Genomic DNA, 18,088 nt, shown 5'->3' with positions numbered 1-18,088 from the left:
TTTTACTTATGATGGGTAGGCGCTTTTCCTGTACAATTCGCGCACCTTTTCTATCGTGTGTCCCTTTTACTAAGATCGATGCCGATTTCTCCACTTTTATGCAGTAAGTGATTTTTATACCATGGCGACTAAAGCAACCGTTTACAAAGCTTCTCTACAAGTGTCCGATATGGACCGCAATCATTATCAAACTTACGATTTAACCTTGGCGCTACATCCATCAGAAACACAAGAACGCATGATGGTTCGTTTAGCCACGTTTGCTTTATTAGCGGATGAAAAAGAGGGTGTTGAGCAGCTTAGTTTTACTAAGGGAATTAGCACCGAAGATGAACCTGACCTTTGGCAAAAGAACTTTTCAGACGAAGTTTTGATCTGGGTAGAGCTAGGACAACCAGATGAGAAACGCCTGCGCAAAGCGTGTGGGCGTGGTCAGCAAGTGATCGTGGTGAATTACAATGACAAATCAGACATTTGGTGGGAACAAAATAAAGGCAAGACCAGTCGATTCAGTAACCTGCGTACCCTAAAATTTGTCGAAGCAGAAGTGCAAAAATTGTCTGCGTTGTGTGCTCGCTCTATGCAACTTAATGTGACTATTCAAGATGGTGAAATGTGGATGTCTAGTGAGCTTGGGGAATGCACCTTGAACCCAATTTGGCGAGGCGAGCCCTAAGCTCACCTCAACCAGTTAACGCCTTAAAGATGACAAGGCAAAAAGATTAGCTTTTGTGCAGAGTCTTTTGAAACAGCGCCACGGCTTTTGCGTAACATTCTAAAGCAAGAGCCGGATCATATCGATCGCCTTCATCACGCATAAAGGCGTGTTGGCCATTGACCTCATACCAGGTGAAGTTTCGATCTGTATCCAGTAATTGTTGGTAAATTTTCTGACGGCCTTGGGTAGATACATGCGGATCTTGTTTGCCCCATACCATGGTTAATTCCCCTTGAATGTCTTTAGTGCGAGTAAAGGAATCGTTGCCTTCATCGCAAGGGATGGTATTGGAATGAATGTCGGTCGCGTATAGGCAAAAGCTGGACTGAATGCGTGGGTTAAGCGCCGCACGGTACGCCAAATGACCACCCAAACACACGCCCATACTGCCAAATTGCCCTGTGCAATATTCTTGCTGTGCAAAGTAATCCAACATGGCGATGGTGTCTGTATCGTGAGCTTCTAACGTCTTAGTGAATTTATCTTCATTGCCTTTGTCTTTACCCGCGTCGTCATAACCCAATACAGTGCCAATGGGATTTAATTCATGGAACACTTCGGGAACGACTACGACAAAACCATGCCCCGCCATAATGGCTGCTGAACGTGCGATCGGAGCGGTTTGTTGAAAAATTTCAGAATAAAAGAAAATACAAGGAAAGCGGCCTTCGGCTTGCGGGCGGTACACAGTACAGCGCATGGTGCCTGTCGGCGTGTTAAGATCCTGATCGTGTTTGTGAATAATCATGATTTTCCTAATGTCAGTGTCTGATGAAATACAGTGGGAATAAGCGTTAAACAAGGATGGCAAAACCACTATGGTTGACATGATATTCGACCCAACAACGATGAGCCAGTACTTACCATGCTATCGAAACCGAATAAGGGTATTTTGTGCGAATTTTATTAATTAGTGCTTACGAAGCGAGCAGCCATAAGGCGTGGGCGCAAACTTTGATGGATCAACTCCCAGAGCATGATTGGAGCTATATGGCATTGCCACCGCGGCATTTTGCTTGGCGGATTCGCGGCAATGCCATGAGTTTTGCTTTTGACCCTAAGTTTAAACCCTTATTAGAAAAACCTTATGATTTGATCATCGCTACCTCGATGACAGATTGTGTGGGTCTGAAAGCGTTTTGTCCTGATTTACAAAATATCCCTTGGTTACTCTATTTTCACGAAAACCAATTTGCCTATCCACCTAGTGATAAACAACAGGGCTTGGTCGAAATGCAGATGGTGACCTTATACAGTGCGTTGGCGGCGGATCAGTGTGTGTTTAACAGCCAGTTTAATAAAGCGTCATTTTTCTCTGGCGCACGAGCCTTATTAAAAAAACTGCCTGATTATGTGTCTCCCGATTGGTTAAATTTGACCGAAGAAAAAGCCTGCGTAGTGCCGGTGCCTGTCTCAGTGCCCAGCTCGATGGAAAAATTGAAAAACGATAAGCAAGGAGGGCAGGTGCCGGTTCGGTTAGTCTGGTCAGCAAGGTGGGAATATGACAAAGGGCCAGATCGTCTATTAGCGATTCTTCAAGTATTAAACGTTCGTCATGTGCCATTTGAAATCGCCATTCTAGGCGAACAGTTTCGCTCAATACCTAAAGAATTTGAACAGATTCAACAAGCTTTTCCAGAGCAAATTACCCAATTCGGTTACGCTAAAAGTAGACAGGACTACCTTAGTTGCTTAGCGTCTGCTGACATCGTCTTATCCACTGCTTTGCATGAATTTCAAGGATTGGCTGTGCTCGAAGCCGTCGCCCTTGGTTGTGTCCCAGTGCTGCCCAATAGGCAAGTTTATCCTGAACTCTTTGGCGACCAATACTTGTATCAAAGTTATCTTTTGAATATAGATGATGAGGCCGAAAGCGCTGTCGACTTAATTGTTAACATAATGAAAGAAAGACTGGAAACACCCTCTGTTGAGCCTTTTCAAATAAAGGGTCTGTTGCCGACGTATCGAGCGATGATCCAAGAGGTTGCCGTGAAGCCTTTATTTAGAAATATTTAGGCGTTTATAAATGTTTAGAAGTGATTGGAAAGTTTAGAGTATTTTTACTAATACTCTAATTGCTTTCTGCTTTCTGCTTTCTGCTTTCTGTGGTTACTCTGGTGCGTCTAAATTAATACAAGACCCTTCCATGGCTTTGGCGTCTTCGGCGTCGTGGGTGACGAGTAGGGCTGGAATGTTGGCTTTACGAATTTCATCCAATACAAAAGCTCGCACATCACGACGTAATGCAGGGTCAAGCTTGCTAAAAGGTTCATCAAGTAAAAGAAATTTAGGCTCAGACAGTAGCGTGCGTTGCAACGCAACACGCGCTTGTTGACCACCGGAAAGTTGCTCTGGAGTGGCATTTGCCTTGTCTTTAATACCTACTTTTTCTAACGCCTCAAAAGCGAGCTCGAGTCGATCGCATTTTTTTACTCTAGCAGGGATAGCAAAGCTAAGGTTTTCTAGAATGCTCATATGTGGGAATAGCAAGGGTGTTTGTTGAAGTAATCCAACTCGACGGTCTTGCGCTTTCTTATTATGAATCGCAACATTGTTTAAAAATACTTCTCCTTGGGCGTTGAGCCCAGAAGACAAGGTGCCGCTTAAAAAACCTAATAAGCTCGATTTACCAATGCCACTGGGTCCCATTATAGAAACCACTTGTCCATTTTCTATTGTTACATTGAGATCTGTTATTAGTTTTTTATTCGCTAATGACAACGAAAAATTTTTAATAATGAGCACATTCTCTCCCGTGAGCTGCATGATGTACGTTGTTCATTTTAACGATTGTTTAGGAATTTGTTTGTAACACTTTTTGATACGTAAATAGATAGATAGGCGCCATTTTGTCCAGCGCGGCGGTAAGGCGTGAGCTAGCCAGAATATGAAAACGGGGAAGAATGCTTGTAGTAATGCCATGCTCCCAACTTGTTTTCTATCGCCGGAGGCCGCTTGTGCCACCGCTTCTGTGGTGAGTGTGCTGTATCGTCCATCACCTGCAATGAGAGTGGGCAAATACTGGGCGATACTCACTGAAAAGCCGATGGCGAAAGCGGTGAGTATTGCTGGTTTGAGCATGGCGAGCTTGATGAAAAAATAGTTACGCCAAGGTCGATTATTTAAGCGATTAGCCTGCACTAGGTAGTCTTCTTGATACGCTAAGTAAGGGCCTTTTAATGACAAATACACATAGGGTAAAACATACATTAGGTGTAGGCCAATAATCGCTACGAGTGTCCCGTTTAGATTGATTTGAATTAGCAGTATATGCAGCCCAAACAAAAAACCAATTTGCGGCAATAAAATAGGAACATAAATGAGCCAATCAAAAGGGTGGTTTTTCGCTGTCTTTGAGAGACGTTTAGTTTCTAGCATGAGCGCGCTCATTAGGCAGGCAATAACGGTCGCGACAATAGCGATTATGAGTGTGTTGCTAGACAGCTCTAAAAGTAACGGATAAGCGTGTTGGACATTGTCTAGTGTCCATGACGCCGGTAAAGCATCAGGAAAGCGCCAGCGACGTGTTAGCGACCAAATGGGTAGTATGACAAGGGAAACAAAAGCACTTGATAAGGTGATGAGGCCTAATACCACGCCCAAGCGCAGAAAGTAGTCTGTTGGCCCCGAACGTTTGCCATTACTGCGTTCGGCTTTGGTGAGTCGAGTGAAAAAGTAGTGAGCCATCTCCCAACCAAATATGACGAAAGCAATAACCAGAACCAATGCAATTGAGCCGGCGCTGGCAATAAAGCGTTTAGATAATGATGGGTCATTAAACCAACGAAATAAGGTGACAGCAAGAGTCGATGGGGTGTTTGGGCCAATAACAAGAGCTAGATCTACGACAGTGAGGCTAAACGCAATAACAATAAAAATAGGCATGCGAATAATTGGGTAAAGTTGTGGGATGAGTACCTTTCGCCATATCGTCAAACGCTTGTAGCCCAGTGTTTGGCATACTTCGAGTGTTTTTCTCGCATCAATCGCATGCAAGCTTGCCAACATAATGAACAGTAAATAAGGCATTTCTTTCATTATGATGGCGAAGATTAAAGATAAGCCATAAGGATCTTGAACGGTAATCCAATTAGGTGGACGATCAAAGCCTGTTAACCAAGGGCTAAATAGGCGCATAAGCCAACCAGATGGACTCAGTAAAAAAAGTAATCCTATGGCGATGGCGGCATGTGGTATAGCGAGTATTGGTGCCAACAGATTTTCAATTTTTTGAAAAAATGGTCGTTGGTATCCCCAGGCTAATAAAGACAAAGCCATCCATAACGCAATAATGGGTGAAATAATCCCAGTGGCTAGGGTCAGCTTTAAGCTTGAATAAAACTCGCTACTATGAAGTAAGCTGATCCAAGCCGCGAAGGTAACATGGTATTCGCCAAGTGGTGGGAAATAGTGAAACGCGGGTAATAATGTGCCAATTAATCCAATAAGAACTGGAACGGCAAGCAATATTGCGACCAACCAAGTGATAAATCGTACGCTTTTTAATGGCATTCGGGGTTACATACTCTACTTTTAGATTACATGGTTGATTACAAAATATTGCTTAATAAAGCGTTAACAGTACTTCAATTCAGTAACAAGAAATCATACGAAACACTACTCACTATTGTGCATAGCGTTTTCGCCATTCTTGCTCAAGAGGTTTTACCCAACTGCTATGAGGTTCGGGTAAGGTTTTTCCAAGCTCGGCTATGCTAAGAGTCGCGATGCCTCGTGGTATTGCATCAAATTTCTTTTGGTCAGCTGGCGACAATTTATCATATGACAATACACTTAAGTCACCCCATACAGTGGGAGTTTGCTTGTGCATTTGTGCTTCAGGAGACAGCATGAAATTTGCCACGACTTCAGCGCCTGCAGTGGCGCTGCTGTTATAAGGGATAGCAAGGAAATGTGTGTTACCTATAGTGCCTTTGGTGAAAACGTATGAGCGAACCGTGTCAGGTAAATTGCCTTGTTGAATTTGAACAGAGGCGGCAGAAATATCGAAGCTTAGTGCCACATCAATTTCCTGATCATCCAGTAAGCGAATCATTTGGGAGGAATCAGTGGGAAAGATTACGCCATGACGCCATGCTACTTTGTTGAGTTTATCTAAGTATGCCCATAATGGCGCTGTGACTCTCTGAAAATCGGCTTTATCGACAGGCTGAGAAAGTGCTTGCTTATAGGGTGTTAGTTCATACAAAGCTTGCTTTAAAAATGTGACACCAAGGAACTGCGGCGGTGCTGGATAAGTAATTCGCCCAGGATGTTGTTCCGCATAAGCGAGCAATTCTGGCATGGATTTGGGCGGATTTTTCAATGTGGCGGTATCATACATGAAAATAACTTGGGCCATTCCCCAAGGGGATTCCATGCCATCGACAGGAGTGCCAAAATCACGAGTAATACTTTGTCGAGCATGCTCATTCACATATTTTTTATAGTTTGGTAACTCGGTACTGAATGGGCCATAAAGAAGGTTGTTGTCTTTCATTGCGCGAAAGTTTTCACCGTTTAACCAGATAAGATCAATCGAGCCATCGGTATTTCTACCGGCTGCTTTCTCGGCTAGAACGCGATTCACCGCATCAGATGTGTCAGTCAGTTTTACTTGTTTGAGGGTCACATCGTATTGCTCTTTGATGTGTTTAGCAGACCAGCGAATATAATCGTTTATATTGTCCGCACCACCCCAAGCATTAAAATAGACCGTTTGGCCTTTGGCTTCTTTTAGCGTGTCTTGCCAATCAGCTTGTGCGTGGATGCTGGTGAATAATAAAGCACCGCTTATTGATGCGGCGATCAAAGATTTGAGCATTCCTTTCTTCCTTAATGATGGCTTATATGACAGTGAATACTATATAGACGTAGTAGAGTGGTCATTTATTACAGTATTTTTTAATACTGAGAAGTTTTTATTATAGATATGTTTTAGCGTACCATGTTGCCTGCTCTGTTGCCTGTTCAATGTGGGCGCGTATTTCACCGAACTATACGAGTTATTATGTCATATCAAATTTATTCCCATACTTTACCGAGTGCAACATTGGGTACTCAGCGAATTCTTAAGGCGCATCATTTTGGCGAGCAAGGTGCACGACCTAAAGTGTATTTACAAGCTGGGCTTCATGCCGACGAGTGGCCGGGTTTTTTGGTGCTTAATAGTTTGATCAAGTTGCTTAAAGACGCCGATGAGAAGGGTTTGATTCAAGGAGAGATTATTATCGTTCCTGTGGCGAATCCGATAGGCTTGGCACAAAATTTCCATGGCTATATTCCTGGTCGTTTTGCATTTTCTGATGGTGGCGGTAATTTTAACCGCAACTGGCCTCAGCTTGGCGAGAAAGTAAAAAAGCGTCTTAAAGGCGAAGTCAGTGCAGATGGCCAAGAAAATGTCTCTTTGGTGCGCTCAATCATGGCTCAAGAGTTGGCTGCGCTGCCGGAAAACACCGAATTACAAGGCATGAAGAAAACGTTACTGGCCTTGTCTATGGATGCGGATGAAGTGCTGGATCTGCATTGTTCTGGTGAAGCGAGCATGCACGCGTACGTAGCGCAAGAATTTGAAGAGCATTTTAAACCGTTGTTGGCGTTGTTGGGTGCAAAAGTAGGCTTGTCTGAATTAGAAACAGGTGCGGCGTCTTTTGATGAAACCAATGTTAGCGTATGGCGAACACTTAAATCTGACTACGCTCATTTAATACCTTGGGGCTGTCGTTCTCTAACCGTTGAGTTACGAGGCGAAAATGACATATCGGACGAATACGCCACTCAAGATGCACAGGCATTGTTTGCGTATTTAATGTTACGCAACGTGATTGCTGGTGAGGCGTCTGTGATCGATGACAGCGCCGTGGTGTATTACCCATTAGACGCAATGGATTTGGTAAAGGCGCCGAGCGCCGGCATTGTTTGTTATCGTAAAAACATTGGTGATACGGTGGAAGCGGGTGAAGTCATTGGTGAGGTAGTGGACTTAATGGCCGACGATGTCGATGCGTCTCGTTACCCGTTGGTGGCCCGAGCCGATGGTGTGTTTTTTGCTCGTGTACAGCGTCGTTTGGTGGTGCGTGGTGAATCGATCGCAAAAATTGCAGGTCGTGAGCATCTGGCGTTTCGTGAGATCGGCAACTTATTTGAAGACTAGGCAAACGTATTTTGATGGATGAGACTTTGATAGATCAGCAAGTGGCGCCACGCCAATTGACGGCCGAGCAGCTTGCTGTGGTAGAGCACAATATTAGCTCACCGGCCAAAGTCATTGCGGTGGCTGGGGCGGGTAAAACAACCACCTTGATTTCGCGTATAGAATTTTTGCTTGAGCAGGGCGTCGATGCGTCTGAAATTGGTGTATTTATGTTCAACAAAAGCGCTCAAGAAGAATTTAGTGAGCGCTTAAGCCAGCATTTAAACAACACTGGTCATATGCGTTCCCCCAGTGTGATGACCTTTCATGGTTTTGGCTTAAAGCTTTGTCGGCGTTTGGAGCAGCAAGCTTGGTTGCCCAATGCTAAATTGCTAACGGACGACTTTAGCTTGGTGAAAATGTTGCGTGAAGCGTTAAATCGCTTGGTACGCAAAGGGGAAAAAATCACCTTACAAGACGAAAAGGATTGGCTGGAAGACGTCTTATTGTTTATTGATCAAGTGAAGGCCTCTGCGACCTCAGCCAGTGTGGTGTTTGAATCCCTTGGTTGGTCAAAAGAGCGGCAGTTCTTTCCTGCTTTGTACGATGAGCTTGAAGACCTGCGAAAACGCAATAACGTGCGTTTCTTTGCGGATCTATTGGCCGATCCTTATGCCTTGTTATTAGACCTTGATGAAGCAGAACGTCATCAAGTTCACGGTTTTGTGCCGAACTTTCGTTATCTCTTGATTGACGAGTTTCAAGACATTAATCCCTGTCAGTACGAATTGCTCAAAATCCTTTATCCGGCGCCTTGCCAGTGGATGATTGTAGGGGATGTGCAGCAGTGTATTTATGAATGGCGCGGTGCCAGCCCGGAGATTATGGCGAGTCAGTTTGATCGTGATTTCCCTGCGGTGGAAACGTATCCCTTGAGTAGTAGTTTTCGTTTTGGTCATGCAATCGGTTTGATGGCGTCGAGTGTGATCAGCGAAAATGACCCAGACGCCTTGGTGATTGGAGAAGGGAAGAGCACACAAGTGTCCTTCGCGCGCGCGCCGAAAACAGGCAAAGCCTTATTGGGTGAGTTAAAAGCGTGGGTAGAATCCGGTCGCGCCTTAAATGAATCGGCGGTCTTGGTGCGTTTGTACAGTGACATGGTACCGGTGCAGCTGGCGCTGATGCACAAGGGCGTACCTTACCAATTACATGGCGATTCGCCGCTGTTGGAGAATCGACAAATACGCATGTTGATGGCGTATCTCGCCGTGATAGCAGGCGCATTAGAAAAACCGGCGCTCTTTTTTCGTCGTGACGATGTGGATTTTTTATTGAGTGTGCCAAGTCTTGGTGGCTCGGTAGCGCAGCGAAATACCTTGATCCAGCAAGCAAGGCAATCGCCGCATTTATTGCCGCAAATTATCGAAACCATGGCGGAGCAAAGTGAAGGTTGGCGGGCTAAAAAGCTTTATGAGCGCGCCGATTGGCTGCGCAGCTTGAGTATTTATCGCTCGGACCCGGCACAAGGTTTGGCGCATACTCTCGAAAAACTGGGGATTTATCGCTATTTCGAAAGCACCAGTAACAAAGACATACAAACTCAAGAAAAAATCGCCACCTGTGATGCCTTTATGGCGTATGTGCGTGGCGTGGGCGGCGACGCCGAAAGTGTCTTAACGCAACTGGCGACGCTGAATGAAAAGCAAGCGGATGATGCGCGCGGCATTCACCTAATGACGATCCATAAGTCTAAAGGGCTGGAATTCGATTTGGTGTTGTTGTCTGGTTTACAAGAAGGGCGCTTCCCGTATTACGATGAAGATTTGAGTGCGATTGATAAAAAAGCCGCCAGTCAGATGGCCTCAGAGCGGCGTTTGTTTTATGTGGCGATTACCCGTGCTAAGCAAAAGCTGGTGTTGCTAGAAACACCGACACCAGAAGAAAGTAAAAAAATGAAACGTGGCGACATTCCGCGCGCGGCCTTAAAAAATCTTGCGCTGTCGCGTTTTGTGTTTGAAGCGCAGCCTTATGCGGTCAGTAAAATTACTCAGCTGTGGCATGAAGGCGCCAGCGAAGAACCCATCGATACAGAGAAAGGCACCTTGTTTCAGCGTTATTTGAGTCGTGTGACGCCTTCTCCGAATCTGGTGTTTCGCCATCAAATGAGCGATAACAATAAAGGCTTACAGTCCGGCGATAAGGTACGCCATGATCAATTTGGTCAAGGGGTAGTTGTGCGTCAGGAAGCCGACGGTAAACGGATGATTTTTGTCGATTTTGGTGAAGAAGGGTTGAAGCGATTTAACCCACAACATACTCAACTGGTGAAATTGTCGTCACGAACCTAGTGTGCTTAGATGCCGCTGGTTCACCTATAAACACAATGATTAAATTGGAGCACCCAACCGTGTCTATCCCGTTAATTGATTTAGCAAAGCTAACGCACAGTAATGATTCGATACGCCTAGAAGAAGTGGGTGCGCTGGACAAAGCCTGCCGCGAAATTGGTTTCTTTTACTTGGTGAATACCGGTATCCCCGCGACCTTGTTTAACCAGCTTATGTCGACAGCGAAGCGCTATTTCGATCAGCCTGATGACGTCAAGCGAGCTATTGATATCAAAAATAGCCCGAATCATCGCGGTTATGGGCGTATTGGTGAAGAACAGTTAGACGAAGTTTCCCATGCGGATTGGAAAGAAACCTTTGATATGGCGTTGGATTTACCTGTCACGCATCCGCTGGTGGCCAAATACCCTAAAATGTACGGCCCAAATCAAAATCCAAGTGATCCATCGGCAGTGGAAGTGCTGCAAGATTATTACGTGGCGGCTTTTGACGTAGCAAAAGTAGTGCTGACCAGCATGGCGCAAGCCTTGTCTCTTGAAGATGACTTTTTTACACGTTGCTTTACCGACCATGTGACGGTACTGCGAATGATTCATTATCCGCCGCGCCCACAAAACGATCACGATAATGGCGCAGGTGCGCATACTGACTACGGTTGTGTAACGCTATTGTTGCAAGATCAAATTGGCGGATTGCAGGTCAAAAATCGTCAAGGTTGTTGGGTTGATGCAACGCCGATTGAAAACGCCTTAGTGGTCAATATTGGCGATTTAATGCAGCGCTGGACCAATGATGAATACGTGTCTACGGCGCACCGAGTGGTGTCTCCGCTAGAGGGTGTACATCGTTATTCGTTTCCATTTTTTGTAGAGCCAGATTACGAAACCAATGTGGTCTGCGTTGAGTCTTGTCAATCACCCGATAAGCCTGCTAAGTATGAGCCGATATTAAGTGGCGATTGGATTCAGTCTCGCTTTGATGCGACTTATGCTTATCGTGAAAAAGAAGCTTAAGGCGCAGTCATAAAGAGCAGGTCATTGTGAAAGTAAGAGAGTCAGGGTGATACGCCAAAGATAAGCTTTAAGAAAGACAATGAAGATGGCCGCTTAAGCGGTCATCTTCATGAGGTTTGGTAAGGCTTCAACTTGGTATTTATTGTTTTTAATGCGTGCCATATGGCCTTGTGGAATCAATGCCCATCCATCACTTGAAAGATCTAACGGCTCAGAGCCAATAACGATATGCTTTTCAAATTCTTTGCAGTACAAGCTTGGGGCGTGATCGTCACTTGAGAAGCGTATTGCAAACATTTCCGTGCCATTGGATAAAATAGCAGTGAAACGAAATGGCTCGGTGATATTTCTTTGTGCCATCAAGTTAAGGATTTGAGAGATGGTGTCTGAAATGGCTTTTTCTGGATTTTTCTCTAAGCCATTGGCCACCATTAGCAAAAAGATCACTTCAGAGTCGGTCGCGCCACGTCGTTCGTTATACAGATATTCAGGGATTAATCTGTCTAACTGCCAGCGTAATGTCTCATAATCACCAATTTGACCGTTATGCATAAACAGCCAGTTTTTATAGCCAAACGGATGGCAATTGGAACGATTGGTTGCAGTACCGGTAGAGGCTCGAACATGAGCGAAAAATAAACCACTTTTGATGTGTTTAGCGAGACTTTTTAAATTGCAGTCGCTCCATGCGGGTAATATTTCATGATAAAAACCTGGCTCGTCTCGTTCGTCATACCAGCCTAATCCAAAGCCATCTGCGTTTACTGTCACTTCGGATTTCTTTGCGCTAAGGCTTTGATGAATAAGAGAGTGTTCCTGTTCAAATAATAATGACTCAAGGTATACAGAGTCACCTTGATACGCCATCCAACGACACATTTAAATCTCCTAAAGTAGAAAGGGGAGCGTTCCCCTTTGTGATTATTGTTTCTATGTAATATTACATTTTAAAATAGCTAATCTTGGTCGCAAGCTGAGTCGCTAAATTGGCTAGTTGCTCTGCAGATTCGCTGATAGAGTGAATGGACTCCGTTGTTTTAGAAGCAATCTCAGTAATATTAGTGACGTTGCGGCTAACTTCTGAGGTAACGCTTGCTTGTTCTTCTGCTGTGCTGGAAATTCTATCGTTCATATCTCGTATTTTAGACACAGACAAATTGATATTTTCTAATGACGTTTCCTCATGCTTAACTTGGTTAACGGCTTCTGTTGAACGCTGATGGCTTGATGTCATCGCCTTAACCGCAGAAGAGGTGCCAGTGTTCAATAGCGTGATCATTTTTTCAATTTGTTGTGTGGCATCCTGAGTATTTTGTGCCAGATGTCTTACTTCGTCGGCCACCACGGCAAAGCCACGACCTTGTTCGCCTGCTCGTGCCGCTTCTATCGCTGCGTTTAAGGCCAATAAGTTAGTTTGATCTGCAATGCCGAGAATGACATTAAGAATATTACTGATTTCTTTGGTATTCGTTTCCAGTTCATTAATTATAGTCGCAGAACTGGCGATATCTTCAGCTAATTCTTGGATGCTGACAATAGTGTTTGCAACAATTTTCGCGCCTTCATTGGCTGCAAGTTCAGCATCGTGGGCTGCTTGGCTTGCTTCACTGGTAGATTCAGAAACATGAATGGCAGTCGCCTGTATTTCTTGTACCGCTTGAGATATTTGCGATGTTTCTTGTTGTTGGCGTTCCACCATTTCAGACGATTCATCGGTAATACGATTTAAGGCCGTAGCAGAACTTGTCAACATGCTACTTGATTGTGCTACTTCATTAATAATGCTGCTTAATTGAGAAACCAATTTATCCATCGCTGTTTCAAGCATGCCAATCTCATCTTTACGCGATGAGTGAGACTCTTTTCGTACGAGTTCGCCTGATGCGATTTCTTCTGCGCGTTGAACAGCCTTACGAAGAGGGACGCAGATGCCATTCACAATCACTAAGCTGATAATAATGCCAACAACAATAAGCACAGCGGCGATAATCGCGCTAGCGTAGGTGCTTTTGTTCATTATGCTTTCTTGCTGCAACATGGCTTTGTTGTTGTAAGTGTGAATGGTTTTAATGATGTCAGCCATTTGAGTGTTTATTGACTTTAAGCTGGCGTCTGCTGCACGGCGAGACTTGTTTGCTTGCATCGTTTTTAATTTAGTCCACCAAGCATAGGTTTCTGTGCTTGATTTAAGAAAAGAGGTTTGCTGATCTTCTAAGCTACTAATTTTTGTGAAAAGTTCAGTGATGTCTTTATTTTTTGGCATTGTGGCTAAAATGCTTTTTACATTGTTAATGCTCAGCATTAAATCAGCCGTGTATTTTTTGAAATTGTTTTCTGATGCTTTGATTTGTTCGGTGCCATAACCATTCATTGATTTAGCAATGGATACTTGGAAAAAACCACGCTCGAATTCGACTGATTGTTGAAGTAACAGTTGACGGCTTTTTTCTAGATTACTCATCAAATCTAAGTTTTGTGTGGATAGTCTTTGAAGTTCAGAAAAAATAGTCTTGCTCGATATGGCGGAATTAACGCTAACACCAATAATCACAATCGAAAACAGTGCAATAAGAGAAAGTATTTTAGAGCGTACAGACAGATTTAGCATGTATTGACCTAATTGTTATTATGGAGACGATGGTTTTTTATATTTAGCAAAACATATGCCAAGAGATAGAGGGTTAACTGTATCTTTTCATCAGTTTAATGCTTGTGTGCAGTGAATGTCTATCTGGTTGAAATCTGAACAGAATGTTTGTGAGCATAAGGAAAGGCGCTGAGTAATAACGTCTTTCAATGGCGGGAGTGTTATGTTCAATAAGAAATGTCTTCAAACTGGTTATTTGGCAGGTTGGTTTTGTGTTTAAAGCTTATATGAAAAAGAAGCGCAAAATAATGAAATTTAATGTGCACTTCTTTATGGGGCGTTTGAATGTTATTAGGCGTTTTGTTCTGGTGCAGAGTTAATAGTGACCTGATCGCCATTTACTCGAAAGAAAAAACAATCTCTACGATTAGTATGGCAAGCGGGGCCGTTTTGGTTTACTTGCAGCAGTATGCAATCACCGTCGCAATCAAATGACATAGAAACTAAGGTTTGGCGATGCCCAGAGCTTTCACCTTTGCGCCAGTAAGTTTGGCGTGATCGCGACCAGTAGCAGACTTGACCTGTTGCTAGTGTTTCACGAATCGACTTTTCATTCATATAAGCAAGCATTAGCACTTCGCCGGTGTCATGCTGCTGGGCTATGGTGGCAATTAAGCCGGCATCGTCTGTTTTTAAATTGGCAAGCACCTCTTCTAAGGGGATGCTCTCGCCTTTGTTCATTGTTTCAAACGCTTTCAAACTCATGCTGTGTTTCCTGTTCTATTGATGTTAGCTCTGTTGATATTAGTTATTCTGCTGTTTGTTTTTCTGAAATAGCACCTTTGCCAATGCCTTCAAAGGCATAAACTTCGAGGTGCTTGCCAGGGTTTTCTGTAGCCAATATGCCTGCTATGTGTGCAGAAAGAGACTCTACTGTGGTGTCTTCATTAATCATATAGACTTGTTTGCTGTCGATTTTAAGCTCAAAAAGACCTTGGGCGCTTTCATAAGCAAAGTGGTGATACTGTTTGCTCTCTTTTTGAATAATGCCAAGTAAATCTTCATCTGTGCCTAGATAAATATCCTTCCAGCGCTGCGCCCAGTTTTGCTCTAAAGAAGGTGAGCGGATGCCATCTAGATAAATTTTAATGGTTGATCGATGACCATGAGCAATACGCTGGCAATTTCCTGCATGCTTTTTTAATCCGTGGCTATATTGATACTGCGCACCATCAATGCGTTCTGATGAAAGTTGTAGGCTGATGGCCTCCAATTCGACTGGCAATAAATCTAATATTTTAGATTCAATCCATCTCGCAGCGTTTTCTGGTGTGACTGTGTCTGTTGGCAATGCGCAGATAGCTTGAGTAGGGGCGTCACACTGAAAGTGTCGACCGTCATCGTGTTTGAATTGAAACGATACTCGGTTGTTGTTGAGTGTGGTTATGGTTGAGCTTTTATGCTCTGCTGGCACAACCAGCATGTGGTCAATGTTTTCATCTAGCCATTTTTTAATGCGTTTTTTTACGATGCTGAAATCACATATCATGCTTTCATCATTTAGTTTGCCCGTTAGTGTGATATCGGCTTGCCAGCTTTCACCTAAAAGGCCTCTTTCAGCGTCAAAGTAAGACAGGTCAATATGGGTCAGGTTTTCAACAAACAACTTCAAGCAGTCACTCCTATAAATATAATGGCGAATATATTAGCGTAAATAGCGAAACGGGTACTAATTTTAAACCCCGCAAGGGGTAGGGTGGTGTTTATAAAGCGTTTAAATCAGTGGGCGAAAATGCTTTTTTGCTAAGCATTTGAAAAACGAAGCAAAAGTTGTTGATATTTCATAATAGCTGCGTATAATTCGGCTCCAAGGTCAACAGGCCTCCTTTATGGTGTCTCTGCTGGTCCCCTCGCAACAATAAGTCGTTAATCTGGTCAGATCCGGAAGGAAGCAGCCACAGCGATGGATTTGTGTGCCGAGGTGCGGCTGGTAGAGATGCCACCTTATACTCCAGTCCTGAACGCCTACTCGTATGCTAATATTTTATTATTAGTGATGTTTTTAATATTTGATTGTCATACTTAAGTTTTTAGCAGCTGTTTAACGTCGACATCATAAGTGATGCTTCTGTTTAAATAATGTTTGGCTATTAAGTATTTAAATAACTATTTTGTATTAGCATCAATACGTGAACGTATGGGTTCTCTAGTAACTGTTCTGCTTTTTGTATACTGGCTAAATTTATTTAAATTGTATATAATTCGCGATCAGGTTTTCCTCAGAGAATATCCAGAAAAATTTCGTTAAGGCATGTAAATTGTTACAGGCCTTGCTCCCACCAAAAAAGGTACACATTTACATGTCTGACGCTGAAATTCAGCCTACATTTGATTCGTTGGGCTTAATTGCCCCTGTTCTTAAAGCGGTTGCCGATCTCGGTTATGAGCAACCCTCAGCTATCCAAGCGCAAAGTATTCCATATTTACTAGAAGGTCGTGATCTTCTGGGGCAAGCGCAGACGGGTACTGGTAAGACGGCAGCGTTCGCGCTACCGCTACTGTCTCGCATAGACGTTACAGACAAAACGACACAACTACTTGTATTGGCTCCAACACGTGAACTTGCTATTCAGGTTGCTGAAGCATTTCAAACGTACGCTCGCCATCTTCCAGATTTTCATGTTTTGCCAATTTACGGCGGCATGTCATACGACACTCAACTTCGTCAGCTAAAGCGTGGCGTTCAAGTTGTTGTTGGTACGCCTGGTCGTGTGATGGACCATATTCGTCGTAAAACATTAAAACTAGATGGCCTTAAAGCGCTAGTTCTTGATGAAGCCGATGAAATGTTACGCATGGGCTTTATCGATGATGTTGAATGGGTTCTTGAACAGACTCCACCAACTCGTCAAATTGCTTTGTTTTCTGCAACGATGCCTGCAGTGATTCGTCAAGTGGCTAACCGTCACCTAACGAACCCTAAAGAAATTAAAATCGTTACGAAAACATCGACAGCAACAACAATTACTCAAAAATACTGGCAAGTAAGTGGTCTGCATAAGCTAGACGCCTTGACTCGTATTCTTGAAATGAGCGAACACGATGGCATGATCATCTTTGTTCGTACTAAAGCGGCGACGGTTGAATTGGCTGAGAAGCTAACGGCTCGTGGTCATGCTTGTGAAGCCTTGAATGGTGACATTAGCCAGAATTTACGTGAGCGTACGGTTGATCGTATCAAGAAAGGTCAAATCGACATTCTTGTTGCGACAGACGTTGTGGCGCGTGGTTTGGATGTTGAGCGTGTTAGTCACGTAGTCAACTACGACATTCCATACGATACAGAGTCTTATGTTCACCGTATCGGTCGTACTGGTCGTGCTGGTCGTGCTGGTACTGCGATCTTGTTTGTTGCTCAACGCGAACGTCGTATGTTGCAAGCTATTGAGCGTGCGACTCGTCAGCCGATTGAGAAAATGAATTTACCTACTGCTTCTGATATTAATGAGCAGCGTGTAAGTCGTTTCAAACAGCGCATTACAGACACAATGGATAACGAAAACCTAGATTTCTTCTTGGAGCTTGTAGAAAGCTACCAGAAAGAAAACGAAGTTGATCCGTTGAAAATGGCCGCTGCTTTGGCTCATATGGCACAAGGCAAAACGCCTTTGCTATTGTCTGAGATGGAAGTGCGTCAAGAGCGTCGCGAACGTTCTGAGCGTAGCGATCGTCCAGACCGTGGAGATCGCGGTGATCGTCCAGATCGCGCGCCACGTGAACGTAAGCAACGCCCAGTTACTAAAGATGCAATGCCATTGAAAGACGATCCAAATACCGAGATGACTCGTTATGTGGTTCAAGTTGGTTACAGCGATGGCGTTAAGCCTGGTAACATTGTAGGCGCGATTGCGAATGAAGCGGACATCGAAAGCCGTTACATTGGTCATATCGAAATCTACGAAAACTTTGCAACGGTTGATTTGCCAACAAATCTTAAATCCGAAGCAATCGATAAGCTGAACAAGACTCGTATTTGTGGTCAGCGTTCTGAGATTGCTAAACTTGAAGATGCGGATGCATTGAACAAGCTTGCGGCAGCGCCAGCGCGTCGTCGTCCAAGTAGCAATGGTTCTGGTGATCGCCGTCGTCCGGCTAATCGCGATAATAATCGTGGTGATCGTCGTCCAAGAGCACCTCGCAAAGACAGCTAATCCTGTTTTGTAGCGTGATATTTTAAAAAGGCTGAGCAATTATGTTGCTCGGCCTTTTTTTATGGCTAGGTAAAAGCTT

General features: G+C 44.0%; 14 protein-coding genes and 1 other RNA gene. 7 read left to right on the top strand and 8 right to left on the bottom strand.

Annotated features, from left to right (window positions below; translation table 11 throughout):
- Positions 1–121 precede the first annotated feature (121 nt).
- Positions 122–676 carry a YaeQ family protein gene (locus V6259_RS06030; protein WP_341583737.1) on the top strand — a complete coding sequence of 185 codons (555 nt, stop codon included), beginning with the start codon at positions 122–124 and terminating at the stop codon, positions 674–676.
- A gap of 46 nt (positions 677–722) precedes the next feature.
- On the opposite strand, the gene V6259_RS06025 is transcribed toward V6259_RS06030, so the two are convergent.
- Positions 723–1,466, bottom strand: a complete 744-nt coding sequence (locus tag V6259_RS06025; RefSeq protein ID WP_341583736.1) for a dienelactone hydrolase family protein — start codon at positions 1,464–1,466, stop codon at positions 723–725.
- A gap of 146 nt (positions 1,467–1,612) precedes the next feature.
- Here V6259_RS06025 and V6259_RS06020 point away from each other — a divergent pair, with 146 nt between their 5' ends.
- Positions 1,613–2,734: a tRNA-queuosine alpha-mannosyltransferase domain-containing protein gene (locus tag V6259_RS06020; RefSeq protein ID WP_341583735.1), complete on the top strand. Its 1,122-nt coding sequence runs from the start codon at positions 1,613–1,615 to the stop codon at positions 2,732–2,734.
- Positions 2,735–2,827: 93 nt separating this feature from the next.
- Here the strand turns inward: V6259_RS06020 and V6259_RS06015 are convergent, their stop codons facing one another.
- From V6259_RS06015 to V6259_RS06005, 3 genes are all read right to left on the bottom strand, one after another.
- The gene (locus tag V6259_RS06015) at positions 2,828–3,463 is read right to left on the bottom strand and encodes an ATP-binding cassette domain-containing protein (RefSeq protein ID WP_341583734.1); all 636 of its coding nucleotides are present in this window, start codon (positions 3,461–3,463) and stop codon (positions 2,828–2,830) included.
- Between the two features lie 33 nt (positions 3,464–3,496).
- The gene (locus tag V6259_RS06010; protein ID WP_341583732.1) at positions 3,497–5,230 is read right to left on the bottom strand and encodes an ABC transporter permease; all 1,734 of its coding nucleotides are present in this window, start codon (positions 5,228–5,230) and stop codon (positions 3,497–3,499) included.
- Positions 5,231–5,342: 112 nt separating this feature from the next.
- Entirely contained in the window at positions 5,343–6,542 is a 1,200-nt protein-coding gene (locus V6259_RS06005) for an ABC transporter substrate-binding protein (RefSeq protein WP_341583731.1), read from the bottom strand.
- Between the two features lie 186 nt (positions 6,543–6,728).
- On the opposite strand from V6259_RS06005, the gene V6259_RS06000 reads away from it, so the two are divergent.
- The 3 genes from V6259_RS06000 to V6259_RS05990 are packed head-to-tail and all read left to right on the top strand — an operon-like array spanning position 6,729 to position 11,211.
- A complete protein-coding gene (locus V6259_RS06000) occupies positions 6,729–7,871 on the top strand; it encodes a succinylglutamate desuccinylase/aspartoacylase family protein (protein ID WP_341583730.1) in 1,143 nt (380 codons plus the stop codon).
- A gap of 14 nt (positions 7,872–7,885) precedes the next feature.
- Entirely contained in the window at positions 7,886–10,198 is a 2,313-nt protein-coding gene (locus tag V6259_RS05995) for an ATP-dependent helicase (RefSeq protein WP_341583729.1), read from the top strand.
- A gap of 59 nt (positions 10,199–10,257) precedes the next feature.
- On the top strand, positions 10,258–11,211 hold the full coding sequence (locus tag V6259_RS05990) for an isopenicillin N synthase family dioxygenase (protein ID WP_341583728.1): 954 nt from the start codon (positions 10,258–10,260) through the stop codon (positions 11,209–11,211).
- Positions 11,212–11,304: 93 nt separating this feature from the next.
- Here the strand turns inward: V6259_RS05990 and V6259_RS05985 are convergent, their stop codons facing one another.
- The 4 genes from V6259_RS05985 to V6259_RS05970 all read right to left on the bottom strand — a co-directional run bounded on the left by V6259_RS05985 (position 11,305) and on the right by V6259_RS05970 (position 15,470).
- On the bottom strand, positions 11,305–12,090 hold the full coding sequence (locus V6259_RS05985) for a class II glutamine amidotransferase (protein ID WP_341583727.1): 786 nt from the start codon (positions 12,088–12,090) through the stop codon (positions 11,305–11,307).
- A 61-nt stretch (positions 12,091–12,151) separates the two neighbouring features.
- Entirely contained in the window at positions 12,152–13,819 is a 1,668-nt protein-coding gene (locus tag V6259_RS05980; protein WP_341583726.1) for a methyl-accepting chemotaxis protein, read from the bottom strand.
- A 330-nt stretch (positions 13,820–14,149) separates the two neighbouring features.
- Positions 14,150–14,563 (bottom strand): phosphoribosyl-AMP cyclohydrolase, encoded by a 414-nt coding sequence (hisI, locus tag V6259_RS05975; protein WP_341583725.1) that lies wholly within the window; start codon positions 14,561–14,563, stop codon positions 14,150–14,152.
- Positions 14,564–14,606: 43 nt separating this feature from the next.
- Complete coding sequence (locus tag V6259_RS05970; protein WP_341583723.1) at positions 14,607–15,470, bottom strand: 6-carboxytetrahydropterin synthase; 864 nt, start codon at positions 15,468–15,470, stop codon at positions 14,607–14,609.
- A gap of 227 nt (positions 15,471–15,697) precedes the next feature.
- Between V6259_RS05970 and ffs the strand changes: the two genes are divergently transcribed.
- Positions 15,698–15,794, top strand: an RNA gene (gene ffs / locus V6259_RS05965) — signal recognition particle sRNA small type.
- Positions 15,795–16,158: 364 nt separating this feature from the next.
- Positions 16,159–18,009, top strand: coding sequence for a DEAD/DEAH box helicase (locus tag V6259_RS05960; protein ID WP_341583722.1), 1,851 nt, complete (start codon positions 16,159–16,161; stop codon positions 18,007–18,009).
- Positions 18,010–18,088: the final 79 nt, after the last annotated feature.

The organism is Marinomonas sp. TI.3.20 (genome assembly GCF_038155025.1).
In the GTDB taxonomy this organism is placed as follows: Bacteria; Pseudomonadota; Gammaproteobacteria; order Pseudomonadales; family Marinomonadaceae; genus Marinomonas; species Marinomonas flavescens.
This window is presented reverse-complemented; position numbering and strand designations above follow the sequence as displayed.